30 protein-coding genes are annotated in these 23,791 nt (G+C 58.8%); 19 read left to right on the forward strand and 11 right to left on the reverse strand.

Annotated features, from left to right (window positions below; translation table 11 throughout):
• Positions 1-8: 8 nt before the first annotated feature.
• A complete protein-coding gene (locus tag CUR21_RS08380; protein ID WP_100196544.1) occupies positions 9-671 on the reverse strand; it encodes a flagellar hook capping FlgD N-terminal domain-containing protein in 663 nt (220 codons plus the stop codon).
• Between the two features lie 12 nt (positions 672-683).
• Positions 684-2,819, reverse strand: a complete 2,136-nt coding sequence (locus CUR21_RS08385) for a flagellar hook-length control protein FliK (protein WP_100196545.1) — start codon at positions 2,817-2,819, stop codon at positions 684-686.
• Between the two features lie 112 nt (positions 2,820-2,931).
• On the opposite strand from CUR21_RS08385, the gene CUR21_RS08390 reads away from it, so the two are divergent.
• The 6 genes from CUR21_RS08390 to CUR21_RS08415 all read left to right on the forward strand — a co-directional run bounded on the left by CUR21_RS08390 (position 2,932) and on the right by CUR21_RS08415 (position 6,693).
• A complete protein-coding gene (locus CUR21_RS08390; RefSeq protein ID WP_100196546.1) occupies positions 2,932-3,219 on the forward strand; it encodes a rod-binding protein in 288 nt (95 codons plus the stop codon).
• On the forward strand, positions 3,209-3,529 hold the full coding sequence (locus CUR21_RS08395; RefSeq protein ID WP_157791969.1) for a hypothetical protein: 321 nt from the start codon (positions 3,209-3,211) through the stop codon (positions 3,527-3,529). The genes CUR21_RS08390 and CUR21_RS08395 overlap by 11 nt, the downstream gene beginning before the upstream one ends.
• A 197-nt stretch (positions 3,530-3,726) precedes the next feature.
• A complete protein-coding gene (locus CUR21_RS08400; protein WP_100196548.1) occupies positions 3,727-5,037 on the forward strand; it encodes a flagellin in 1,311 nt (436 codons plus the stop codon).
• 65 nt (positions 5,038-5,102) lie between these two features.
• Positions 5,103-5,480, forward strand: coding sequence for a flagellar biosynthesis regulator FlaF (gene flaF / locus CUR21_RS08405; RefSeq protein ID WP_232622726.1), 378 nt, complete (start codon positions 5,103-5,105; stop codon positions 5,478-5,480).
• Positions 5,477-5,881, forward strand: coding sequence for a flagellar biosynthesis repressor FlbT (gene flbT / locus CUR21_RS08410; protein WP_100196549.1), 405 nt, complete (start codon positions 5,477-5,479; stop codon positions 5,879-5,881). Before flaF ends, flbT begins: the two co-directional genes overlap by 4 nt.
• 59 nt (positions 5,882-5,940) lie before the next feature.
• A complete protein-coding gene (locus tag CUR21_RS08415; RefSeq protein ID WP_232622727.1) occupies positions 5,941-6,693 on the forward strand; it encodes a DUF1217 domain-containing protein in 753 nt (250 codons plus the stop codon).
• Here the strand turns inward: CUR21_RS08415 and CUR21_RS08420 are convergent, their stop codons facing one another.
• Positions 6,694-8,004: a FliI/YscN family ATPase gene (locus tag CUR21_RS08420; protein ID WP_100196551.1), complete on the reverse strand. Its 1,311-nt coding sequence runs from the start codon at positions 8,002-8,004 to the stop codon at positions 6,694-6,696.
• Positions 8,005-8,088: 84 nt separating this feature from the next.
• On the opposite strand from CUR21_RS08420, the gene CUR21_RS08425 reads away from it, so the two are divergent.
• The 9 genes from CUR21_RS08425 to CUR21_RS08465 are packed head-to-tail and all read left to right on the forward strand — an operon-like array spanning position 8,089 to position 12,582.
• Positions 8,089-8,469, forward strand: a complete 381-nt coding sequence (locus tag CUR21_RS08425) for a FlgB family protein (RefSeq protein WP_100196552.1) — start codon at positions 8,089-8,091, stop codon at positions 8,467-8,469.
• 10 nt (positions 8,470-8,479) lie between these two features.
• Complete coding sequence (flgC, locus tag CUR21_RS08430; RefSeq protein WP_100196553.1) at positions 8,480-8,860, forward strand: flagellar basal body rod protein FlgC; 381 nt, start codon at positions 8,480-8,482, stop codon at positions 8,858-8,860.
• A 10-nt stretch (positions 8,861-8,870) separates the two neighbouring features.
• On the forward strand, positions 8,871-9,161 hold the full coding sequence (fliE, locus tag CUR21_RS08435; RefSeq protein WP_100196554.1) for a flagellar hook-basal body complex protein FliE: 291 nt from the start codon (positions 8,871-8,873) through the stop codon (positions 9,159-9,161).
• An 8-nt stretch (positions 9,162-9,169) separates the two neighbouring features.
• Positions 9,170-9,436: a flagellar biosynthetic protein FliQ gene (locus tag CUR21_RS08440; protein WP_100196811.1), complete on the forward strand. Its 267-nt coding sequence runs from the start codon at positions 9,170-9,172 to the stop codon at positions 9,434-9,436.
• A 2-nt stretch (positions 9,437-9,438) separates the two neighbouring features.
• Positions 9,439-10,149 (forward strand): flagellar hook-basal body complex protein, encoded by a 711-nt coding sequence (locus tag CUR21_RS08445; RefSeq protein ID WP_100196555.1) that lies wholly within the window; start codon positions 9,439-9,441, stop codon positions 10,147-10,149.
• A gap of 9 nt (positions 10,150-10,158) precedes the next feature.
• Complete coding sequence (gene flgG, locus CUR21_RS08450) at positions 10,159-10,944, forward strand: flagellar basal-body rod protein FlgG (protein ID WP_100196556.1); 786 nt, start codon at positions 10,159-10,161, stop codon at positions 10,942-10,944.
• Complete coding sequence (flgA, locus tag CUR21_RS08455; protein ID WP_100196557.1) at positions 10,944-11,366, forward strand: flagellar basal body P-ring formation chaperone FlgA; 423 nt, start codon at positions 10,944-10,946, stop codon at positions 11,364-11,366. Before flgG ends, flgA begins: the two co-directional genes overlap by 1 nt.
• A 4-nt stretch (positions 11,367-11,370) precedes the next feature.
• Positions 11,371-12,096: a flagellar basal body L-ring protein FlgH gene (gene flgH, locus CUR21_RS08460; RefSeq protein WP_100196558.1), complete on the forward strand. Its 726-nt coding sequence runs from the start codon at positions 11,371-11,373 to the stop codon at positions 12,094-12,096.
• A gap of 9 nt (positions 12,097-12,105) precedes the next feature.
• Complete coding sequence (locus CUR21_RS08465) at positions 12,106-12,582, forward strand: flagellar basal body-associated FliL family protein (protein WP_100196559.1); 477 nt, start codon at positions 12,106-12,108, stop codon at positions 12,580-12,582.
• Positions 12,583-12,710: 128 nt separating this feature from the next.
• Here CUR21_RS08465 and CUR21_RS08470 read toward each other — a convergent pair whose 3' ends face one another.
• From CUR21_RS08470 to CUR21_RS08490, 5 genes are read right to left on the reverse strand one after another with little or no spacing between them, the layout of a single operon-like run.
• A complete protein-coding gene (locus CUR21_RS08470) occupies positions 12,711-13,037 on the reverse strand; it encodes a hypothetical protein (protein WP_100196560.1) in 327 nt (108 codons plus the stop codon).
• Positions 13,037-14,125, reverse strand: a complete 1,089-nt coding sequence (locus tag CUR21_RS08475; protein ID WP_100196561.1) for a flagellar biosynthesis protein FlhB — start codon at positions 14,123-14,125, stop codon at positions 13,037-13,039. The genes CUR21_RS08470 and CUR21_RS08475 overlap by 1 nt, the downstream gene beginning before the upstream one ends.
• 5 nt (positions 14,126-14,130) lie before the next feature.
• Positions 14,131-14,853 carry a flagellar biosynthetic protein FliR gene (locus CUR21_RS08480; protein ID WP_232622728.1) on the reverse strand — a complete coding sequence of 241 codons (723 nt, stop codon included), beginning with the start codon at positions 14,851-14,853 and terminating at the stop codon, positions 14,131-14,133.
• A gap of 35 nt (positions 14,854-14,888) precedes the next feature.
• Positions 14,889-16,964: a flagellar biosynthesis protein FlhA gene (locus CUR21_RS08485; RefSeq protein ID WP_100196813.1), complete on the reverse strand. Its 2,076-nt coding sequence runs from the start codon at positions 16,962-16,964 to the stop codon at positions 14,889-14,891.
• A gap of 7 nt (positions 16,965-16,971) precedes the next feature.
• Entirely contained in the window at positions 16,972-17,676 is a 705-nt protein-coding gene (locus CUR21_RS08490) for a transglycosylase SLT domain-containing protein (RefSeq protein WP_100196562.1), read from the reverse strand.
• A 170-nt stretch (positions 17,677-17,846) separates the two neighbouring features.
• Between CUR21_RS08490 and CUR21_RS08495 the strand changes: the two genes are divergently transcribed.
• The 3 genes from CUR21_RS08495 to lpxK are packed head-to-tail and all read left to right on the forward strand — an operon-like array spanning position 17,847 to position 20,282.
• A complete protein-coding gene (locus CUR21_RS08495; RefSeq protein ID WP_100196563.1) occupies positions 17,847-18,092 on the forward strand; it encodes a DUF4170 domain-containing protein in 246 nt (81 codons plus the stop codon).
• 13 nt (positions 18,093-18,105) lie between these two features.
• Positions 18,106-19,302 carry a 3-deoxy-D-manno-octulosonic acid transferase gene (locus CUR21_RS08500; RefSeq protein ID WP_100196564.1) on the forward strand — a complete coding sequence of 399 codons (1,197 nt, stop codon included), beginning with the start codon at positions 18,106-18,108 and terminating at the stop codon, positions 19,300-19,302.
• The gene (gene lpxK, locus CUR21_RS08505; protein ID WP_100196565.1) at positions 19,302-20,282 is read left to right on the forward strand and encodes a tetraacyldisaccharide 4'-kinase; all 981 of its coding nucleotides are present in this window, start codon (positions 19,302-19,304) and stop codon (positions 20,280-20,282) included. Before CUR21_RS08500 ends, lpxK begins: the two co-directional genes overlap by 1 nt.
• A 7-nt stretch (positions 20,283-20,289) precedes the next feature.
• Here the strand turns inward: lpxK and CUR21_RS08510 are convergent, their stop codons facing one another.
• The 3 genes from CUR21_RS08510 to CUR21_RS08520 are packed head-to-tail and all read right to left on the reverse strand — an operon-like array spanning position 20,290 to position 22,633.
• Complete coding sequence (locus tag CUR21_RS08510; protein WP_100196566.1) at positions 20,290-21,414, reverse strand: CaiB/BaiF CoA-transferase family protein; 1,125 nt, start codon at positions 21,412-21,414, stop codon at positions 20,290-20,292.
• Positions 21,414-22,094: a DsbA family protein gene (locus CUR21_RS08515; RefSeq protein WP_100196814.1), complete on the reverse strand. Its 681-nt coding sequence runs from the start codon at positions 22,092-22,094 to the stop codon at positions 21,414-21,416. The genes CUR21_RS08510 and CUR21_RS08515 overlap by 1 nt, the downstream gene beginning before the upstream one ends.
• Positions 22,094-22,633, reverse strand: a complete 540-nt coding sequence (locus CUR21_RS08520; RefSeq protein ID WP_100196567.1) for a DUF721 domain-containing protein — start codon at positions 22,631-22,633, stop codon at positions 22,094-22,096. Before CUR21_RS08520 ends, CUR21_RS08515 begins: the two co-directional genes overlap by 1 nt.
• 81 nt (positions 22,634-22,714) lie before the next feature.
• Here CUR21_RS08520 and mutY point away from each other — a divergent pair, with 81 nt between their 5' ends.
• Positions 22,715-23,761 carry an A/G-specific adenine glycosylase gene (mutY, locus tag CUR21_RS08525; protein WP_369802514.1) on the forward strand — a complete coding sequence of 349 codons (1,047 nt, stop codon included), beginning with the start codon at positions 22,715-22,717 and terminating at the stop codon, positions 23,759-23,761.
• The last annotated feature ends 30 nt before the right edge of the window (positions 23,762-23,791 follow it).

Raw genomic sequence — 23,791 nt, forward strand, 5'->3', positions numbered from 1 at the left:
ATCGGGCATCAGGATGCACGGAGTGCGGTCACGTCTGTCGCCAGAACCTCTATACCACCGGGCAAAACAACGCGCGCGCCGCCCGCGCCACCACGCACTTCCAGAACGGGTGCGTAATGTTCAATCGGCGTTTCGGTGAGGAGAGTGTCACCGGAATAACTTTCAAGTGTCAGCCTATACGCTCCGACAGGCAAAGCTGCCCCGGTCGGGTCGCCGCCAAGCCAAATATAAGGGGCGCTTGTGGCAGGGATCTCTTCGCGCGCGACAAGGCGGCCCTGTGCATCTTTGACCACAAGAACAGCGCGATCTGCCGCGGCGGATGGAGAGGGAGACAGGGTCACCGGCGTGCCATCCATGAAAACCGGCGCGGCAGACCGCGCCTCTTGGCCCACCCAGCCCGCAAGCTGTGCCACGCCCAGAGTATTGAACTGCGACAGAACGCTCTCAAGCAGCTGATTGGTTCGGACAGCCTGCTCGACACCGGAAAATGTGGCGAGTTGAACCGCATAATCTGCAGAATCGATTGGATTGACTGGGTCCTGATTTTGCATCTGAACCGTCAGCATCTTGAGAAACGTTTCAAAATCAGTCGCTGCGCGCCCGGGGTTAGAGGGGGGCAGCGATGCTGGGGGGGATGCGGCGACCGCGCGCTGTGTCTGGACGAGATCCATAAAGGTTTCCTTTCAAAGTCTCAGATCAAGACGGCCCGCAGCGGTTGACCGCAGGGACGACGCCGCTGACAATGACGTTTCAACTGGCGTGGGGTCTGGCAAAGCTTGAAGCGCCCCTTGGGAAGACGCGGTCGAGCGCCCGCTTCTCTGCGACCAGTCTCCAAAATTCAGCGAGGACTGAGTGAACCCGGCGAGACGCAGCTCTTGAAGCAACTGATCGCCATGTCGCCGCAGCAAGTCCAGCGCCTCGGGACGTTCCGCAAAAACCATCACAGAAAGCCTGTCACCATGCGCCACGATGTCAAAGCGGAGCTTGCCCAACTCCTCCGGGCTTAAGCTAAGCTCAACCGTTCGAAGACAATCGGGATGGGCGGCTTTAAGGATCAGTTGAGAGACGGGGTGCGCAAAGGGAGAACCAGGCGCGGCGTGGAAGGGAAGTGTCATCAATACCGGAGATAAAGGGACTTGCGTTGCAGAATCACGCAAGCTGTGAAGTATCGACTGACCGATGTCTTTGGCATCTGCGGCCATATGGATTGGGTCGCCCAAACCGTCCTCCTGACCAATCCCACCGGTTGTAACTTGCATCTTTTGAACCGGCTGATGGGGCAGAGAAGCGTGCTTTCGGCCTTCCAAGGGTGCCGCTCTCGGCTCAGCATGGGACATGGCACTATCAGAGTGGCTTGTAAGCGTCTTGCTGTTCAAAAGCGCTGTGTCTGCCGTTTGCACGCCGGAAACGCTGATCGGCCGCTTCAGTAAGCTTGCGCTGTGCAAGGCCACAGACTCCGAGACTGCGGGTGACGCGTCGAAGAAAAAATCTGCGCGCAGCGCAGGCTGTCTGGCATCGTCCCAAGCGCGGCTGACGACGGTCGGATCCCTTTGATGCGCAAGATCTGCCGCCACAGCAGCGGGCAAGGCCACGCTCTCCGGTTTTGCAGTCTGCAATCCCGTTTGCGTCATCTCGCTGAGGTCTGCGTTTTTGATGGCCGATTGATATGCCAAAGAAGGAAGATGCGCATTGACGGCATGACGGCCTCCATCGCCTTGGAGTGGCTGCCTTTCAGTCCCCTGCCCGGACATGCCGAACTGCGCATCGTTCAGTGCTTGTGAGGCAACTCGTGGCGCAAGTCCGATCGGGGACGAGGCTGTCGTGCCTGGAAACGTCGCATGAGGGTTTGGCATATCTGCATCAACGTGGGGCGGGGCCGATAACAAAGAATTCGGCACCTGCAGCAAGGAAGCACGCGTAACTGCCTGTGAAGAATATAAATTTTGGCGATCAGCGTCTGCGGATGCAGCGTAGACGCCTTGGTTCTGCGCCTGCGGGGACAGTGCGATCTGCGACCCCGGCGTTGGAACAACGGTCGGTCGCGCTGGCTGTGCACCAATTTCGGTCAACTGAAACCGGCTAAGGGGGGCAGCTGAGGAGGGCAGGTCAGAGTGGCTTGGCACTTTTGCGAAGTCTGGGGATGAAAGCGCTTCAATGTCTGCTCCGGAACCGCCGCCGCGGCCGTCAGGGATGCCCCGCTTGCCGGCCAAGGCTCCACCTGAAAGAGAGGTTTTCGGGGCTATCCATACGGTGGCCGCCTGCAACTCTTCGGAAGAATGCGGCTTCGCTTGCACAGGGCCCCCTCCCATCTCAAACACAGATCCCGCCTGACCTAATTTTAGAACCGAAAGCTCGGCATATGGTTGTAAGGCTGTCGCGCCGCCTCCTACGGTCGACTTTTGCTCCCTCACAACATCCTGCTTCCCGAAAGCGCGCGCAGACAAACCGGAAGTTTCGCCCCCAGAGCGCGCAGCGGGTAAAGCAAAACTGCCTTCAGATGCGTCCGCGCCCATAATTGAATTGACAATGTTTTCGAATGCTTGAGCAGGCGCTTGAACCGAAGCATCCGATAAGCTTTGCTGAAACTGCGTCACGCCCGCGAGAGCAGTGACCTCCTTGGAGAGATCTGTGTCTTGATCCTCCGAGCGCGCATCCGCGGGAACGAAAGCCCCCCTTGAGCCCGCTTTCCACTCAGGCTCCGCCAACTGCAGGGCTTCCAAGGCTGCTACCGCCGTCGCGAAAGCACCCGTTTCGTCTTCGCCCTGCAAGGACAGGGAAACCGATGTCGATGATATCTGAGGGTTAAGCGTGATTTGCATTCTGCCATCCTCTCGCTGGCGGCGATCGTCAGCAGATTGCGTGGAATTGCTTACCGACTGTTTACCCCAAGGGCTGATATTCAGAACAATTCAAACCAACTGGAGCATCGTGATGTCTGGTCCCCTTTCTCTTGACGAAGTAAGGCCGTCTTCGCCTGATCAACGCCACCTCTTTGAAAAGGCACAGGAATTGGAAGCGGCCTTTCTGTCAGAAATGCTGATGCATGCTGGGTTAAGCGAATCGCCAGATGGATTTGGGGGCGGCATTGGGGAGGATCAATTCGCTTCATATCTTCGCGCCGAGCAGGCACGCGGGATCGTCGCCCAGGGGGGTATTGGTCTGGCGCAGGCCATTTTCGAATCGCTGGCGCAAGCAGAGCAGGCAAAACATGAAAACTGACGTTGAGGAAACCCTACGGGCGGTGAGGAGCGCGACAATCGCGGGCGATTACACGCAGCTATCCAACCTGCTGCATATACTAGAGAAAAATGAAGCAATGCTTGGTGCCGAAGACCTTGAATGCCTGAAACGGATTAAAGTTGAGGCAGGACGTACCGCCGACTGCCTTGACGCGGCTCTTTCGGGGGTGGGCGCCGCGCGGCGTCGCATGGCAGACATCCTTTCCGCTGCGCAGGGACTGACCACTTATGATCGCATCGGCGGCAAAGCCACCTTGCCTGCCAGCCCATCGCCGGGCAGACGTGTTTGAATTTCTTCAAATCATTGATGAACGGCGAAGTGATGTTCATTGATGATTAGGAGTTGGAGGATTGTATCACTCTTGCGCCCCGAGGTCGGGGTGGCGCTGCGGGAAACGACCCAAAGCATCGGCAAGAATGCCCTTCCCGCCGCCTCCGGGTGGTAGCTCAGGCCGCTAAATCTGCGGCTCACGTGAAGGAAACAGATATGTCTTCCATTCTGACGAACAATGGCGCGATGGTTGCGTTGCAGACCATGAAAGCGATCAACAGAAACCTGGGCCAAGTGCAATCCGAGATTTCGACCGGTAAATCCGTCGGCAATGCCAAGGACAATGCTGCCGTCTGGGCCATTTCCAAAGTGATGGAATCGGACGTGAAAGGCTTCAAGGGAATCTCTGACAGCCTTGCCCTAGGGTCTTCGACGGTTGCTGTTGCACAAAATGCGGCGGAAACTGTGACTGACCTTTTGACGTCCATCAAAGGCAAGATTGTCGCGGCGCAAGAAGCCAACGTCGATCGCGCCAAGATCCAGACCGACATTGCAGCTCTGCGTGATCAGATCAATTCGGTGGTCGGCGCGGCCCAGTTTAACGGGCTCAATCTTTTGTCGAACGCTTCAAAGACCGTGGGTTCCGGCACTGTCTCTGTCCTGAGTTCACTGGACCGCAGCGCCACCGGGAGCGTCACCGCCAGCAACATCGGGGTGACAAAGGAAGATCTCGGCACATCGGCATCTTCGATCGCGGGAACCGGCGGCACTTTCAACAACGCAGTCGGTACGACAACGTTGAACGCCGCCACCCAAACCGCCACGATCGCCTTGGCATCGGCACCGGCTGGCTTTGCAGCGGGCACCGCCTATGCGCTGAACATCTTCGGGACCGACGCCGACAACAGCTCGTTCACGCAAGCCTCATTTCGCACCTCCACCGCGGCGGCCTCGACACAGACCGAAGCGGCCGCGAACCAGATCAGGTACGTCACGCGTGAAGGTGACACGGCGAGCGATGTGGCAAAAGCTCTGGCCAATGCCTATGCTAAATTTGCGGCTGAAAACAATCTCAGCCTCAGTGCGCTGAGCGTCTCGGCCTCCGGCACTGGCCTTACCGTCAGCTCGACCTTGACCACGGCGACCGATACGATCCAGGTCAACGTGGTCAGCGTTACCGCCGATGCTGCCAACGTCATCGGTGGCGGTCTTGAAGCCTTGCGGACACTGAACGTCAGCACCGAGTCGGGCGCGAAAGGGGCTTTGGCCGCGATTGAAGGTTTGATCCAGAAGGGTGTGGATTCAGCAGCCACCTTCGGTTCGGCGCGTGGACGCATCGACACTCAGGCAGAGTATGTGAGCAAGCTCGTCGATTCTCTGAAATCCGGGATTGGGTCAATGGTGGATGCGAATATGGAAGAGGCTTCCGCAAGGCTGCAAGCTCTTCAGGTTCAACAGCAGTTGGCCACCCAGTCGCTCTCCATCGCGAATCAGGCACCGCAGAACATTCTGGCGCTGTTCCGTTAACGGCTCGGGTCGGGGGCAACCCCGGCCCCTTCCAGATCATGATGATGTAACGCGAAGGATTCGCCGTGAACGCGCTCACCCATCCAAAGACGGGCTACACGCGCCCGGACGTCAATTTGCGCTCGATGCGCAGTCTTGAATACGAGGCGTTGGCAAGAGCCACTCAAAAACTGTCGTCCACCTGGCACCGCCGTAAGTCGAACTTTCCTGCACTCGCCCAAGCAGTGGCCGACAACTTATCCCTCTGGTCAAGCTTTGCGGCAGATGTTGCGCTGCCCAACAACGGCTTGCCGCCACCGCTGCGCGCGCAACTGTTCTACCTCTACGAGTTTTCTGCATCACACAGCCGACAGGTTCTGGCTGGCGAAGCCTCTGTGGATGCCCTGATCGATATCAACACAGCAGTTATGCGCGGTTTGCGCGGACAAGGGGGCGCAAAGTGACCGGCCTGGTTCTGAAGCTTGGACCCCACGAACGGGTATTGATCAACGGCGCCGTCGTCGAGAATGGCGACAGAAGGTCGAGGCTCGCCATCATGACACCGAATGCGAATATTCTGCGCCTGCGCGATGCAATCCACCCAGAGGCGGCGAACACACCTGTGCGCCGGGTATGTTACATCGCACAACTTGTCTTGTCCGGCGATATTGCTGCCAAGGAGGCCCAGCAACAGCTTTTGCGGGGCATCGAGCAACTGAGCCAAGTCTTGATTGACCCTGACAGCAGGCTGCAACTTTCGCTCGCGAGCAAGGCAGTTCTGGCGGATCAACATTACCACGCACTCAAGTTCCTGCGGAGCCTGTTGCCACGCGAAGAACGTCTGATGGCGGTCAGCAAGGAATGACTTTTGCTCCCGTTCTGCCCCTAGGGGGATACGCAGGGTGGGCGTTTTTAAAGCGCACCATGGCGCAACAAACCGCCGCCTTTAACGCACAACCTTCTGTTATACGAGAGGAAGCCTATTTCCGGGAAAAGATCGGACGCATCAATACCGCAGAACAACTGGTCGATGATCCGAGGTTGCTACGTGTTTCACTCGGCGCCTTTGGCCTTGATGCCGACATCGGAAACAAATTCTTCATTCGAAAAATCCTTGAGGGTGGCACTCTGAAGGCAGACGCTCTGGCGAACAAGCTTGCAAACAAGCAGTATCAAAGGTTTTCAGCCGCTTTTGGCTTTGGTGATTTTGCAACGCCGAACACCAAGCTTTCAGACTTCGCAGACAGGATTTTGGCTTCGTACAAAAATCAGCAATTCTCCGTCGCCGTCGGGAAACAGAATGACGATATGCGACTGGCTCTGAACACTGAACGCGAACTGCCAAAGATCGCCGCTTCGAACGGATCACCTTTGTCGAAATGGTATACGATCTTGGGAACCCCTCCTCTTCGCGCCGTCTTTGAACGCGCCTTCGCTCTTCCTGCCTCATTTGGGGCGATCGACATTGACCGACAGGCCGAAATAATGCGGGCGCGCAGCAGCGCCAGTTTTGGATCCGCTGACCTTGGACAGTTCCAAGATCGTGGCAAGATGGACAGACTCATCCAGCAGTTTTTGCTTCAGTCAGAGCTGGAACAAAGCGGCGCATCCCCAAACGGCGCCCTGAACATCCTAACTCTGTTTCAGCAATCGCCCCGACTTTTCCAAAGGCTTTGATCACTCTTGGAGGCACTGCCTTAATCGCTCAAAGCTTCCGGTAATGCCATTTGTTGGCGAATCTTCAGCCAGAAAGCTGTCCAGTGCCGGCCAGAGCCGTATCGCTTGATCTATCATTACGTCACTCCCGCGTTGATAGAGGCCAGCTTGGACCATCATTTCCGAACGCTCCCAAGCAGCAATCACACTCCGGGCGCGCGTGATCAACGTTTTTTCTTCTTCGCTGGCCGCCACGGGCAGGCTGCGTGAAACAGACCGCAACAGATCAATCGCTGGGAATCTGCCCCGCTCCGCAATCTGGCGCTCCAGAACAACGTGGCCGTCCAAGACACCTCGCAGGATATCGGCAACAGGTTCTTCCATATTGGACCCTGCGACCAGGACCGTGAAGATGGCGGTGATATCGCCTTGCCCATCACCTCCTGGCCCTGCCCGCTCGGCCAAAGCCATGATGGCGTGTTGCAGCGAGGGGGGGTATCCATGCAAACTTGGTGGCTCCCCCGCCGCCAGCGCTATCTCTCGATGCGCCTCGGCAAAGCGTGTGACGCTGTCGAGGAGCAAAAGCACATGCTTGCCCTTATCTCGGAAATGTTCTGCAACCGTCATGGCCGTCAGGGCGCATCTGCGGCGAAGCGCCGGAGATTGGTCCGAGGTTGCGGCCACCACAACACTGCGCATCATACCGTCGAGGCCAAGCACATCATCCGTGAAGTCACGCAGCTCGCGGCCACGCTCCCCCACCAAAGCGATCACCACAACATCCGCAGAAAGCGCGCGCGCGAAATTGCCAAGCAAACTGGATTTGCCGACACCCGATCCGGCAAACAATCCAATCCTTTGTCCGCGCACAATCGGCAACATGGTGTCGAAAACCGCCTTCCCCGTGCAAAGCCGTTCCCCCAGGCGACGGCGGCGACCCGGCGCGGGTGGCGCGGCCAGCAAGCTGCGCGTTTCTGCCCCCAAGAACAAAGGCCTGCCATCCAATGGGCTTCCGTGCGGGTCAATCACGCGGCCGACCCAGCTTTCATCCGGGGCGAGCCTTGACGGACCTTGCAGCGCCACCTCAGCCCCAATGGAAAGACCGTCCATTCCTTGGTCAGGCAGGACGGTCACATTTTTTGCCTCGATGCCGATAATCTCTCCTGCCCCCCCAAACCCCGTTCCGATTCTCACCCGATCCCCCAGGGCCGCCACGTGCTGCAATCCGCGCACAGAAACTGTGCCCCCGCCGGCGCTTTGAACCCGCCCGATGGGGAGGGAGAGCCCGACCTGTGCGAGCTGCTGGGCTAACGGCGCAAATATTCCCGCCACAGAATTCTCCTTTTGTTCGCTGATCACGGTTTTTAAACGAATCACCCCTAAAAACTGGTGAAGCAAATCGAGGGAGAAGCCCCGATGTTTGAAAAACTCGAACTCACCAGAATGGCGCAGGCACTTGCATCCTACTCCGGCACCCGCGTCGAGACGGTGGCGCGCAACATTGCCAACGCGGACACGCCGGGGTATCGGGCAATGGATATGCCCGCCTTTGGAAGCATCGTCGAAGACTCAGCGTTCGCGCTCCGCGCGACGCGCGCAAATCACTTAACGTCGCAATCGTTCCGCATGCCTCAGGCCAAACCGTCCGGTTCGGACATGGCGCCAAATGGCAATGATGTCTCTTTGGATGCGCAAATGCGCCAGGCGATGGAAGCGCGTCAAAGCCATGAAATGGCCTTGGCGATCTACCGCAGCACTTCGGCGATCATCCGGACCTCGCTTGGTCGCAACAGCTGAAAGTGAAAACATGACAGATCTTTTGCAGGCATTGTCGCTCTCCGCTTCTGGCATGGAGGCACAAGCGAGGCGGCTCCGGCATGTGTCGGAAAACATCGCCAATGCCGACACGCCCGGATACCGCCGCAAGGTCATTTCCTTTGCACCAGATAGGGAGACTGGGGCGGTCTCCGTAAGTCCGGTTCGTCTGGACCAAAGCACTTTGCCCCGCATTTACGAACCCAGCCATCCGTTGGCGGATACGACCGGTCACTATGATGGATCGAACGTCGATCTGGTGATCGAAATTGCAGACGCGCGCGAAGCGCAGCGCAGCTATGAGGCGAACCTCAGACTGTTCGATCAGGCGCGGCAGATGACGCAAAGCCTGTTCGATCTCATTCGTCGATAGGAGATCCAGAATGGATATCAAGAAAACGATGGCCGCACAGGCCTACATGCAAATCCGTTCGGCAGCGGCTCCCGAGCCGTTGCCGAACGCCTCCGAAGAGGGGGCCGCACGGTTTCTGGAAAGCTTTGCGCACACCTTGTCGCGCGCGGAAGATGTCGCGAAGGCGGCCATGACCGGAAATGCAGACCCACATGCTTTGGTAGAGGCCTTGGCATCCTCCCAATCGGCCGTGGACACCGTGGTCACGGTGCGCGACCGGGTGGTGGAGGCATACCAAGAAATCCTCCGGATGCCCGTGTGATCCCCGCGATGACCGAAGCAGAAATCTTTGACATCTTACGCCAAGGTTTGTGGATTGCGGTGAAGATCTCAGCTCCGTTGCTCCTTGTCGCCCTTGTCGCAGGTGTGGTGGTGGGGCTTTTTCAGGCACTCACCTCTGTTCAGGAAATGACGCTGACCTTTGTGCCCAAAGTCGGCGCCATGCTGATCGTGTTCTGGGCCTCGATGAGCTTCATGACGGCAACGCTCGTCACTTTTTTCGTCGAAGCCATCATCCCAACAATCGAAGGGAGCTGATTATGGAAACTTCAGGCTATACAACGCTGGCCCGGCAATCCGGCCTAGTCCGAGAAATGCAGGTGATCGCGAACAACATCGCCAACCTGTCGACAGTGGGCTTTCGGCGTGAAGGCATTGTCTATTCGGAATACATCGCACGACTGGATAATGCACCTTCCCTTTCCATGGCGCATGGCAATGCGCGCAACATCGACTTGGCCCAAGCCGGGCTGTCGCAAACCGGCGGCAGATTTGATCTGGCACTTCAAGGTGAAGGTTTCTTTCTGGTCGCCACACCAGAAGGCGAAAGATTGACAAGGGCCGGCGCGTTTTCGCCCTCGGGTGAAGGCTTGCTCGTCACGCCGGACGGGCACGCTTTGCTCGACGCAGGCGGCGCTCCGGTGCCGGCTCCGTTTGGCGCAAGATCGGTGTCAATTGCCTCCGATGGCACCCTCTCCGCCGATGGCCAGCCGATCGCCCAGATTGGTGTTTGGCGTCCCACCGACCCTCTGACGCTTCAACATGAAAGTGGCACAGTTTTTGCTGCCAAGGATGTTGAGCCTGTCAAAGATGCCGTGATCCGGCAAGGCTTTCTTGAAGACAGCAATGTGCAGCCTGTCTTTGAAATCTCACGAATGATCGAGGTGCAGCGCACTTATGAACTCGGACAAAAGTTCCTTGATGCAGAGGATGATCGCCAACGCACCGTCATTCAGACTCTCGGCCGATAGGAGCAACCGATGAAAGCCTTGCAAATCGCCGCAACTGGAATGGCCGCTCAGCAGATGCGCGTCGATGTGGTCGCCAACAACCTCGCGAATATGTCGACCACGGGCTATAACGCCCGGCGCGCTGATTTTGCGGATCTGCACTATCAGCAGCTGGCGCGACCGGGTGCACTGTCGGCCAATGATGGGACCATGTTGCCAACGGGCGTTCAGATCGGTCTTGGCGTGCGTCCTGCTGCCGTCTCTGTGATCTTGTCGCAAGGATCGCTGACCCAAACAGGAGGGGATCTGGATCTTGCAATTGAAGGCCAAGGCTACCTTGAGGTGACGTTGCCCGGTGGAAGTGCCGCCTACACGCGCGACGGCGCCCTGAAGCGCACAGGCGAAGGATTGATCGTGGATTCTCAGGGAAATCCTGTTTCTCCGGGGATCACCATCCCTTCCGATGCGCGGGCGCTCTCCATCACGGCAGGGGGCGATGTCTACGCCTATTTCGCCGATAGGGTCGAGCCAGAGCTCTTGGGGACCCTTTCCATGGCTGGATTTGCCAACGAAAAGGGGCTTGAGGCCATGGGTTCGAACCTCTTTGTTGAAACAGAAGCCTCAGGCCCCCCGCTTCAGGCCACTCCCGGCCAGAACGGCCTTGGGACATTGCGGCAAGGCTATCTGGAAGAAAGCTCGGTCGATGCGGTGCGCGAAGTGACTGAATTGATCAAGGCGCAACGAGGCTATGAACTGAACGCCAAGGTCATCACTGCGGCCGATCAGATGCTTTCCGCCACCACCCAGGTGCGCTGATGCGGTGGGGGGTGCTTTTTTGCTTGCTGCCTTTGCCGGCGTTTGCCGACGCGGTGGTGACAAACCGGATTGTCAAAGCCGGTCAGGTGATCACCGCTGCCGATCTCTCAACCGTTGAAGCCCTGATCCCCGAAGCGGAGACGGACCTTTTGCAGATCGTAGGGCAAGAGGCACGCGTTGCGCTTTATCCCGGCAGGCCAATACGAAAAGGCCAAGTGGGGCCGCCGGCAGTCATCAAGCGAAACCAGGTCGTCTCGCTCACCTACATCATCGAAACGCTTTTCATCCAAACAGAGGGCCGCGCCCTCGCGCAAGGCGCGGTTGGAGATGTGATCCCCATCATCAACCTCATGTCACGCAAGACGGTTCAAGGACGGGTCCAACCTGATGGAACCGTGAGCGTCAGTCGGACGGAAGGCTGAGAAAATGATCAAATCTGTGCTTTTCGCGGCCTTGATAGGCATGGCTGGCTGTTCTTCGTTGGATCAGGTGGGGAAGACGCCCGACTTTTCGGGGCTTGAGGGCACTTACCAACACCACGCGATGTATTCGAACGCGTTGCCGGAACAGGGCGACCCAAACGCCGCAACCGACGCCGCCTCGCTCTGGACCGCAAGCCGCGCCTCCCTGCTGGGGGATCGGCGTGCCGGCACCCGGGGCGACATCTTGACGGTGGTGATTGAAATCGACGACAGCGCAGAAATTTCAAATTCCACCGCGCGGAGCAGGTCGGGGAACCAGTCCATGGGCATCCCACATCTCTTGGGGCTGCCGCAGCGCCTGGACGACAGGTTGCCTGAAGGCACATCGATGGCAAATGCCGTCAGCACCAACTCTTCGTCCATCTTTTCGGGCGATGGTTCGGTATCGCGCAACGAAAAACTCACGCTCCGGGTTGCCGCGACGGTGGTCGAAAAGCTGCCCAACGGGGTGCTGCGCATTGAAGGGCAGCAGGAGGTTAGAGTGAACTTCGAACTGCGCGAACTCATTGTAACGGGCTATGTGCGGCCAGCCGATATCTCGCGCACCAATGAAGTGACCTATGACAAGATTGCAGGCGCCCGCATCGCCTATGGCGGCAGAGGTCAGATCTCTGATGTGCAGCAGCCGCGTTACGGACAGCAGGTCACAGATCTGATCCTGCCCTTCTAAGGAGGCGCAATGCGCAAAATTCTTCCCCTTGTCTTGATGCTCTTGGGTTTGGGCGCCGGTGTCGCAGCTGGTTCGTTCCTGCGTCCGATCCCAGAAGACGCGGGCAAAACAGATGCTGTGCCAGAAGAGGGAGAAGCGGCGGTTTCACAAGACAGCGAACCGATTTCGGAGTTCGTGAAGCTGACAAATCAGTTTGTCGTCCCTGTGGTTGAAGAAGGCCGCATCGCCTCCTTGGTGATTGTTTCCTTGAGCCTTGAGATCACCGTGGGATCCGCAGAAAAGGTTTATGCGCAAGAGCCCAAATTGCGGGATCAGATGCTGCAGATGCTCTTCGATCATGCCAATGTCGGAGGATTTAGGGGCTCATTTACCGATGCAGACAATCTGGTGACCCTGCGCGCTGGATTGCGTGAGATTGCAAAGGGAATTCTCGGGGATTTGGTCATCAATGTTTTGATCACCGACATCATTCGGCAAGACAGCTAAGCGCCCCACCGGGCGCCACCTTGCTCAGCTTGGTTTGGCTGCGGCAGAAAAGCAGGTTTCACCTTTCCACGAAGGCAAACACATGCTGTGGGCTTTTGGCCGACACACGCAGCATAGCGCCTCAGTTGTCAGCGCCTGCGGCCAAGCGTCTTCAAGACCTCCGCCCGACCAAAGGACCGCTGCGCTTCTTGCCTCGCACTGTTCCAGCGGAGCAGGTCATCTGCCAGTTGTTGATTGAGCAGAATGCGTCGGTTCATTGCCCAGGAGTTGTATCGGTCCACGACCTCACGACAAACCTTGGGATCGCGGTCGGCCAAGGCGCTTGTTTTGTCGAGTACCAGAAGATCTTGCTCGGTTTTCGCCTTCTGCGCAGTAGCCACCCGAAAGCGAGACAGGTCTCGCTCGTGAAGAAGAAGAGCAAGCCGTTTGATCTGTTCTTTTTGGTCTGACCGCATCAGATCTGACGCTCCTTTGCATGTTTTCGCATTGTCTCAGCAAAGCGGATCGCGGCCGCCACAGCGCGATAGTGATCGCGTGGAATGGGCCGGCCGACCTCAACCGTGGCGAACAACGACCTTGCCGTCGCCGGATCTGAATGCAGGGGGACGCCGTGCGCAACAGCGACTTCCCTGATCCGACGCGCCATGGCATCTGCACCCTTTGCAACCACGACCGGTGCTGTTCGCGTCCCGCGCGCCCAGTGCAAAGCCACGGCGTAGTGGGTTGGATTGACAATCACCACGCTTGCCTTTGCAACCTCTGCCGACATCTGGTTCATCGCGATGTCCTGTGCCCTTTGGCGCCTTTGCGATTTGGTGTTCAGATCACCCTCATTTTCCTTGATTTCATCCATCATCTCTTCCCGCGACATGCGGTTGCGCTGTGCATGCGCATGTCGCTGCCAAAGAAGATCAGTCGCACCAATCACAAGGGTAATGAGGATCACAATCACCAGGAAGGTTCCGAGAAGCCAGAACAGATAGACAAGGGATTGGCGAGGATCGAGCGACGCTGTCGCCAATATGCCGTTAAGATGTTTCATCACAAACAGGCCAAGGGCGACAGAGACGATGCAAAGCTTGACCACAGTCTTTAAGAACTCAACCAGGCCTTCCCGCCCGAATTTCGATTTCGCGTTCGACCACGGCGAAATCCGAGAGAGTTTGGGGGACAGCTTTTGAGGCACGAACACAAAAGCGCGCTGGGCGAAGATTGCCAGAATGGCAGCGCAGGCCGGGATCAAAAGAATCAATATCAACGGCGAAATGGCATTATGTAGCACGGCGCCAAAAACACTGCGGCCAGAAGAGGCTGCCAAGGCTGCAAGTTCTGGCGCTTGGGCGATGAACGCCTTGCCTGCTGTGGCTGCCGTGTCGACCCCTTGCAGCCCAGCCACTCCAGCCAGAAAGAGCCCGCCGTAGGCCGCCGCCGCAATCAGTTCCGTCGACTTTGGAACGTCGCCTTGCCGCCGCGCATCCATCAGTTTCTTCTCGCTGGGCGCGTGTTCCTTGTCTTCTGATTTCTGGTCTTCGGAGCGCGACATCTGATTTAAGGAAGAGGCGCGGCGAGAAAGCGGTTCAAAGCCTGCAGCCAGACCATGAGCGCCAGCGGGGTAGACAGGGCGATCAGGGTCAAGCCACCGAGGCTGAGGGCAGGCGCCCCAATGAACATGACCATCAGCTGGGGCATGGCACGATTGATGACGCCCAAGGCCAGATTGTAGATCAGAGATGCAATCGCGCATGGCATCGCAATCATGAAGGCAAGCGAAAAGCTATGCGCGACCTGCAAGACTCCCCAGTTCACGATCATGTCTGACGTAGGCCACTGTCCTGCGGGAAGAAGTTGGTAACCAAGGATCAAGTAGTCGAAAACCCGAAGGTGAAGCCCGGACGTCACCGCAAGCGCCAAGCCTGTCATCACCAGAACTTTGGATACAGCTGGCTGCGCATCTGCGCCTGCGGGAAAAAGCTGTGTCAAAGACGTCGCATTTGCGGCGATCGTGCCTGCCGTCACAAGCGCGAGCACGAACAAGCGGATCATCAATCCCAAAACAAGGCCGATCAAAACCTCTGGTGCGAAGCCCGCGACGAGCGGCACGTCGACCATCTCAGGCTGTGCAACCGGAAAGAGTGCCGCGGAGAACATCAGGGCAAGCACCAATCGGATCCGGGCTGGCACACTCGTTTCACCAAAGGCGGGCAGTGTTGCCATGACCGCGCCGACGCGAAGAAACACAAGTGCAGCGGCCTCGGCCTGCTCGGCCGCCAAGGGGTGATACGACATCATCAGCGCCAGAAGCTCGTTCACTGGGGCACCAAGCCCACAATCGAGGGGCGTGCTTCAAGACCAATTTCATCATAGGAAAGAACCGGCGCACTCAGCCCCTTTGCGGCCAGAACCGTTCTGACGAACCGGCGCCTGAGTGTTGTCGTGACAACGGCAGCGGTGATCCCGCTTTCTGCAGCACGATTGACTTTTTCGGCAAGGAGGGACGACAGACGCGCAAACAGATCTGGAGGGAGCGCCACCTGCGTTTGACCGCGTTCGCCCTCCATCTGGTAGGACGCAAAGGTTTTTTCCCATTCAGGAGCGATTTGAATCAAAGGAATTGTTCCATCGGTCCGCTTCAGATCAGACACCAGCTGGAAGCCGATCTTGTGACGGACATGTTCGCAAACGGCTTCGGCTGAGGCCAGCCCCCTGCCCTCTGCAATGGCTTCGAGGATCAAGGGCAGGTTGCGAATAGAGACCCTCTCCTCCAGCAAGAGGCGCAGGACGGACAAAAGCAGGTCTGGCGGAACCTTATCGGGGATCAGATCGTCCAAAAGCTTGCGATTGGCCTCTGCCCGAGCGGTATCCGACACACTGACAAATTCGTCCAGCAGCCGACGCAGGCCTCGCAGCGACAAGAGCCGGGCAAGGTTGGCGCGAATGACCTCTAGCAGATGGGTGGCCAAAACCTCGGGCGCGGAGACCACGGTCATGCCTGCAATGACGGCATCCTCTTGCCGCTCAGGCAATATCCACCGTGCGGGCGTGCCATAGACAGGCTCGCTGACGTCAATGCCATCGGGGGCTGTCTGACCTTCGTTCAGAAGCACGAGCGACCGGTCCGGCATCAGCTGATTTGTCACACGCTCGACCCCCTGAACGCGAATCCGATAGGTGCCCAAGGGTAGGCTGGGCTCGTCGGTCAGACGGATCTCAGGTAAAATCAGGCCGTAGGTCGAGGCGATGTGGTTGCGCATGTTGCCGATCCTGCCGTCAAGCCCGGTGGCAGGATCCAGCACCATCGCGACCAGATCCGGCGAGAACTCAAGATGCAGCTCGTCGAAATCCAAGACATCGCCCAAGGGGCGTTTCCGGATTGGTTCTGATGGCAATGGGCGCGGAATGGGACGGCGGCGCTCACGTTGGTGCACCCAAAATGCGGTGCCCGCCAGAGCCAAGGCACCGAGCATAAACGGCACGAAGGGCATGCCGGGGACCAGCGCGAAAAGAGCCATCAGCACGGCGACCGTCCCAAGGGCGCCCGGATAGTGCCCCAACTGGGCGAAGAACGAGACATCTGCGGCCCCCTTCGTGCCGCCGCGCGCCAGCAGAAGTGCCGCGGCAACAGAGATGATGACAGCAGGGATCTGGCTGACCAAACCGTCCCCGACAGTGAGGATCGCATAGGTTTCAAACGCTTGGCCGACCGGCATCCCATGAAGGAAGATGCCCATCACCAGCCCCATGACGATGTTGAGGAGGGTAATCAGCAGGCCTGCAACGGCATCGCCCTTGACGAACTTTGACGCCCCATCAAGGGAGCCAAAAAAGTTGGTCTCGGCCAATTCGCGCTCTCGGCGTTCCTTGGCCTCGCCATGATCGATTGCGCCGGCAGCCATGTCCGCATCAATCGCCAGTTGCCGCCCCGGCATCCCATCAAGGGCAAAACGCGCCCCGACTTCGGCCATCCGGCCAGCGCCTTTGGTGATCACCATGAAGTTGACGATCAGCAAAACACAAAAAATCACCAAGCCCAAAAGCACATTGCCACCCATGATGAAGCTGGCGAAGCCTTCGATGACAGCCCCGGCAGCATCAGTGCCAGTATGCCCTTGGCCGATGATCAGTTTGGTGGAAGAGACATTCAACGAAAGCCTGAGCATCAGTGATGCGAGCAAGATGGTCGGAAATGCCGAAAAGTCCAAAGGACGCTCAATGAACAGCGTGACTGTCAGCATCAGGATCGCAAGGGCGAAGGACAAGGCCAAGCCAATATCAAGCAGCCAAGCCGGGACCGGAAGAACCATCATCATGATGATGGCCATCAGGGCCAAGGCCAAGAGAATGGTTGGACGAAACAGAAGAACGAGACGGGCCGGCGTGATCATGAAGATCTCACTGAAACAACGGGAGGAGCGGCTGGTCTGAAGCATTCGCCACCAGCGACCCCATCTGTCCGGAGTGCCCAAGCTGCAAAAGCGGATAGCGGTTTTCACGGTCCTTGGGCGGCGGAAGCCCGTGGAGGAACGGCGTGGACAGCGTGAGCCTGTCGGGCGTCCTTTCCATCACCCGCGCCACTTTTAAGGCATAAGTCGTGGCAGCGGCGGTTTTGCGGGAATGGTAGGCGCCAATCGCATCGTCCCAGTCCCCAAACTCATGATAGAGTTGCAGCAAAAAGCGGGCCGCATAGACTGCATTTTCGGTTGGCTCGAACATCGCCTCCACCGAGGTGAATTCCGCGCCGTGCCAACGGATGTTGATCTGAAAGCAACCGATATCGATGTTCCTTTGCCCTTGATCGAGAGCTAGCCGAACATGTGCGATGGCGTCTTGGGCAGAGTCGAAAAAGCTTCCAGATCCGGCTTGATTGACCGTCCAAGGCCAAGGCGAGAGCGTGCCGTCAATCGTTCTTCCAGTCTCGACCCGGGTGATTCCCATGAGAACGTCGACAGGCACCCCGATTTGACTTGCGGCAGTTGCCGCGGCGGCATCGCAAGGGTTTGGCGCGAGGCGCGCCAAGGCCAGTTTGGGCCAGAACCCCAAAGAGGCTACCAAGCCGATCAGGCCGCAGAGAAGACCCAGAGCAAATCGATGTCGCATAGACCACACCTGCCTGACATACCGCGCCTTCTGGCGCCGTTCTGGACGATACGCAGCGAATCTTTCCAATTTGGAAACGCGGTCCTTCGGAAGCGGGGTTGACCCTGCCTCTGGCCTCGTTACCCTTAGGCGCAAGGGTGGAAGCAACCCCTAAGTGACGGAGCAAACAGATGACCCAGCGGCTGCATTTGGTTTTCGGCGGCGAATTGATTGATCCGTCAAAATCGACCTTTATCGATGTGAATGACATCCATATCGTGGGCATGTTTCCCGACTATGCTTCGGCGCACAAAGCTTGGAAGGCCGAAGCGCAGCGGACGGTAGACAACGCCCATATGCGTTATTTCATCGCGCATATTCACCGCCTGCGGGATGAAGAGCAGGCCGCCTCGGCGACGGAAGAACTGGGCCGGTAGACCGACCAGACATATGGTGCATTCGCTTGGTCTGACGCTTTACAACCTGCGTCCCCGGCGCGTGCCTTCCAAAGGCGCTGTTTGGGCAGACAGGCCGGAAGGCCGCGTGATCTGGATGCATGCGCCCTCGGTTGAAACGTCGCGGGGTCTGTTTGAACTTGCGGGCCGTCTGATTGATGAAGAGCAAGTTACGGTGCTTTTCAGTTGCGCCGATCCGCTGCCGGAACGACGGGGGATCATCTGCGTCCGGCCACCCGAAGACCGAGCTTTGGAAGCACGTGCCTTTCTGGAGCATTGGCGCCCAGAGATTGCCCTGTTTTCCGATGGAGAGCTGCGGCCTGCCGTGCTGCATGCTGCCTCGGAAATCGGCTTGCATCAGATCATGGTGGACGGGCGCACGCCCTATGTGCTCAAGGACCGCAACGGGTGGTATCCCGGTCTTATGCGCTCTACGCTCCAAGGATTTACGCGGGTGCTCACCATGGATGAGGCCGCGGCACGCGCGTTTCGCAAAGGGGGTGCACCTTTGTCGGCGGTCAGTGTCGTTGGCCGCATGGAAGAAGACAGCACCGCGCTCCCCTGTCTGGAGGCAGAGCGTGCGGCCTTGGCGAAACTTCTGGCAACACGGCCGGTGTGGCTGGCCGTCGGCCTTCCCGAGGCGGAAGAGGCTGCGGTGATTGCAGCGCACCGTGCCGCCCAAAGCCTTGCACACAGGCTTTTGCTGATCATCGCGCCCGAAGATCCGGCGCGCGCGCAGGGTTTGGCAAAGCGGCTTGCCGATGAAGAAGGCTGGATCGTCGCCGAACGCGCCGAAGATCAGGAGCCAGATGCGGATGTCGAGGTGTTCATCGCAGATGGGGTGGCAGAGCTTGGCTTGTGGTATCGTTTGGCCCCGATCACCTTCATGGGCGGCAGCCTCGCCGGGCAAGGCTGCATTCGCAACCCGATGGAACCGGCAGCCCTTGGATCGGCCATTCTCTACGGCCCCCGTCCCGGCGTGTATGGCAGCACCTTCGGGCGCTTGGGGGCGGCACGAGCCGCGCGTGCCGTTGGCAGCGCCAGCGATCTTGGCGAAGCTTTGTCAGACTTGCTCTCGCCCGATCGCGCCGCGCGACTGGCGCAGGCCGCTTGGAGTGTCGCCTCGGATGGGGCAGAAGTGACAGAGCAGGTTTTGACAGTGGTCCGCCGGGTCCTTGCAGGAGAGAAATGATGCGACCGCCCGCGTTTTGGCAGAACCCGCCTCGCGCTGCTGGGGCGATGGCGCGCATGCTCCAGCCGCTGGGACTGATCTATGCTGCGGTGACGGCAAACCGCGTGGCGCGTCAAGGCTATCGCGCCGCGGTTCCGGTTGTGTGCATCGGCAATCTGAATGTGGGCGGCACCGGCAAAACCCCGGCCACAATCGCACTGCTGGCTCGGGTGGAAGGTGCACATGTCGTCTCACGCGGGTATGGGGGGGCGTTGGACGGCCCGGTGCGGGTCGACCCGATGCGCCATACCGCCGCAGAGGTGGGGGATGAACCCCTGCTCCTCTCCGCCTTTGCGCCGACTTGGGTGGCCAAAGACCGGGCGGCAGGCGTGCGTGCGGCCGAGGCCGCCGGAGCAAAACTTGTGCTGATGGATGATGGGTTTCAGAACCCGTCAGTCCAGAAGGATTTCTCCTTGATCGTGGTGGATGCCGAGCGCGGCTTTGGCAACGGCTTGTGCCTGCCCGCCGGTCCATTGCGAGAACCCGTCGCGGCAGGGTTGTCGCGTGCGCAGGCGCTGCTTTCCATCGGAGGGGAGGCGGCTCAAGCGCAATTTGTTCGGGACTGGGGGGCAACGATCCACATTCCGCATCTGCGCGGCCAGCTGAAGCCTTTGCGCATGGGAATGGATTGGCGCGGCCAACGCGTGCTGGCCTTCGCCGGAATCGGACATCCAGAAAAGTTCTTTGCAACTCTGCGCACGGAAGGCGCGGAAATCGTCAAGGCGGTGGCCTTGGACGATCATCAGCCCTTGTCTGACGCCTTGTTGCGCCGGCTTGAGACCGAGGCTGCAACCTTGGGCGCGCAGATGGTGACCACGGAAAAAGATCAGGTGCGGCTTCCTGTCAGCTTCCGATCGAAAGTGCTGACGCTGGTTGTGCGCTTGGAAGTGGAAGACTGGTCCTGTCTCGACAAGGCGATGGCTGGCCTGAAACAGTCCTGAGGGTTGGTCAGATGATCTCTGCCTGATGTTCCCCCAGCTTTGGCGCCGGACGCGCGAGCGCCAATTCCGCATCGGAAAACCGGAACGGGGAACGCACACCCGGCACACCCTCGGGGGCGATTTGAAGCTGGCGCGCGATGATCTGCGGATCGGCAAACACCTCGGACAGATCGTTGATGGGCCCTGCCGGCACACCCGCACCTTCGCAAGCGGCAAGAAGATCGGCTTTGGTCCACGTGCGGGTCGCCGCCGTGAGACGCAAGGTCAATGCATCCCGGTTTTTGACGCGGTCGGCGTTGGTCAGAAACTCAGGGGCCGACCCCATTTCGTCCAGCCCAAGGATCTGGCACAGACGCTGATACTGCCCATCGTTGCCTGTGGCCAGAATCAGCCAACCATCCGCACAGTCAAACACTGCATAGGGCGCTAGATTTGGATGTGCATTGCCCATCTTTTGCGGCGCGATTCCGGTGGCCAGATAGTTCATCGACTGATTGGCCATGGTCGCCGCAGCCACGTCCATCAACGCCATGTCGACATGCTGCCCGCGACCTGTGCTTTGCCGCTGATGCAGGGCCGCCAGAATTGCCGTCGCCGCGTAGATCCCGGTGAAAATATCGGTCACGGCCACGCCGACCTTTTGGGGCTGTCCGTCCGCCGCACCGGTCACACTCATCAGTCCGGCCATTCCTTGAATGATGAAGTCATAGCCTGCACGATGGGCATAGGGCCCATCCTGACCAAAGCCCGTGATCGAACAATAAACCAGACGCGGGTTGAGTTCGTGCAGGCTGGCATAATCCAAGCCATATTTGGCAAGCCCGCCAACCTTGAAATTCTCGATCACCACATCGGCATCCGCCACCAAGCGGCGAACGAGCGCTTGCCCTTCGGGCGTGCGGAAGTCGCAGGTGACAGAACGCTTGCCACGGTTGGTCGCGTGGAAATAGGCCGCTGACCTCTCGCCATCACGCTCGATGAACGGAGGCCCCCAGCGGCGCGTATCATCGCCTTCGGGAGCCTCAACCTTAATCACGTCCGCGCCGAGGTCTGCCAAAGTTTGTCCGGCCCATGGCCCCGCAAGAATGCGGGCCAATTCGATGACCTTTACCCCGGAAAGCGGTGCAGACATTACTTTGCCAGCTCAGCGTCAAGGATGGTCTTGAGATCGGCATAGGACATGTTGGCATGTTTGGTGCCATTGATGATCAGGGTCGGGGTGCCCTGAACCTCATATTCCTGCATGACCGTTTCATAGTGCTCGACCATGGCCTGCGCCATGGCGCCGTTCTGCATGCACGCGTCAAGCTGGGCATCGTCCATTCCAGCGGTGCGGCCAATCTTTTTCAGATTGCTGACAACGACGTTGGGATCATCAGATGCGGCCCAGCTTTGCATGTCGCTGTAGAGCATTTCCTGAACACCGAAATACTTCATGTCCCCCCCACAGCGCGCGACCATAGCGGCCCACAGACCGTAGCGGTCAAAATAGACCTCGCGGTAGACGAAATGGACCTTGCCGGTGTCGATGTAATCGCGCTTCAGATCCTTGAACACATTGGTGTGAAAATTCGCGCAATGCGGGCATGTGTAAGATGCATATTCGATCAAAGTCACCTTGGCATCAACGGGGCCAAGCGTCATGTCTTTGATTTCAATGGCCTGCGCATCTGCCGCCGGAGCCGTGTCCTGCGCCATGGCCGTGGAAACCGGGAGCAGCGTCTGTGCTGCGTTCTGCGAGGAAACAGACCAAAGGCCGAACCCGCCCGCGATGACAAGGGCCGCAGCGGCCAGAGTGGTTTTCTTTGACATCATTTTTCGCCTTCTGTCGTCCTGCGACGGTTTAGGATGTTTTCGGCCAAGGCTTCAAGAGCTGCCCTCAGGCCAGGATCGTGGATGGGCGCCACGGTTTCAGACGCCTCGGCTTTGATGGCCGGGTCAATGGTTGGCGCGGTCTTGGGGGCAGAGTGAAACTCTGCCTGCCCTTCTGCAAAGCCGATGGGCGCGGTCTGCGTGAGCAAGATGCGCGAGATGGCATTGTAGCCATAGATCGCATTCACCTTGGTGCGGATCATTTCCTTCTGCATCTCGATCATCGGCGCCATCGGCCCCGTCGTCAAAAGGGTCAGGGTTCCGCCAAAGCCGTCACGACCATAGCCAACCTTCACCGGCCGCGTGCATTTGGCCAGATCCTCGCCGACAACCTCTGCCCAATGGGTCAACAAACGCGCGACGGCAAAGCCGCGTGTTTCTCCGGCCATGCGGACCGGATCTTTCATCAGGCCAAACGCAGGTTCAAACCCGCGCATGCGGCGGAACGGCTTCTGAGAAGGGGGCGCGGTGCGGGCCATCTGGTATCCTGTGACACTGCCGCTATCTTATAGCCTCAGAGCAGCGCCGCCAGTGGCAAGACGGAATGAAGGGCATAAAGATTGCGTGACGCAGAGTTGAGTATGGCCTTGCTGCGCTGGTATGATCGTCACGCAAGGGTGATGCCATGGCGCGTCTCGCCGCAGGATCGTGCGCTTGGCGTTCGGCCTGATCCCTACCGCATCTGGCTGTCTGAAGTGATGTTACAGCAAACCACTGTTGCCGCGGTAAAGGATTACTTTCATCGCTTTACGGCACGCTGGCCCACAGTGGCAGATCTTGCTGCCGCGCGGGATGAAGATGTCATGGCCGAATGGGCAGGGCTTGGCTATTACGCCCGTGCGCGCAATCTGCTCAAGGCCGCACGTGCGGTGGCGCAAGATCATGCGGGCAAATTTCCCGGCAATCGGGAGGCCTTGCTGGCTCTGCCCGGGATCGGCCCTTATACCGCCAGCGCCATCGCCGCGATCGCCTATGACGAGCCTGCGACGGTGGTGGATGGCAATGTGGAACGTGTCATGGCGCGGCTTCATGCGGTGGAAACGCCACTGCCCCCCGCCAAGGCCGCGCTCACCGCGCTTGCAGCGGAACTCACGCCCGCGCACCGCCCAGGCGATTACGCTCAGGCCGTGATGGATCTGGGCGCCACAATCTGCACCCCTCGCAACCCCGCTTGCGGACTATGTCCATGGAATGATGTTTGCGAGGCACGACGGCTGGGTGTGCAGGCCGAGTTGCCGCGCAAGGTTGCGAAAGGAGAAAAGCCGACCCGCCGGGGCGTCCTTTGGCTGGCCACGCAAGGAAACCGGATCGTTTTGGAGCGTCGGCCTGAAAAGGGGCTGTTGGGGGGCATGCTCGGGTTTCCCGGCGATGGCTGGGACGGGTATGGCGGGCTGCCCCCGGCCTTGGCAGAGTGGCAAGAGATTGGTGACGTGCGCCACACCTTCACCCACTTTCACCTTCATCTGACGCTTTGTGCCGCAGAACTTCCGGCAGATGTGGTGGTCTCGCGCGGCGCACTTTATGCACCCGATGCCTTTCGCCCTGCTGACCTTCCAACAGTGATGCGCAAGGCCTATGATCAGCTTCGATCCGTTTTGCCACGTTGAAGGCCTGTCGCTCTTGGCGCATCATGCGCC

The sequence above is a fragment of the Pseudorhodobacter sp. MZDSW-24AT genome, from assembly GCF_002794355.1.
Taxonomy (GTDB): Bacteria; Pseudomonadota; Alphaproteobacteria; order Rhodobacterales; family Rhodobacteraceae; genus Pseudotabrizicola.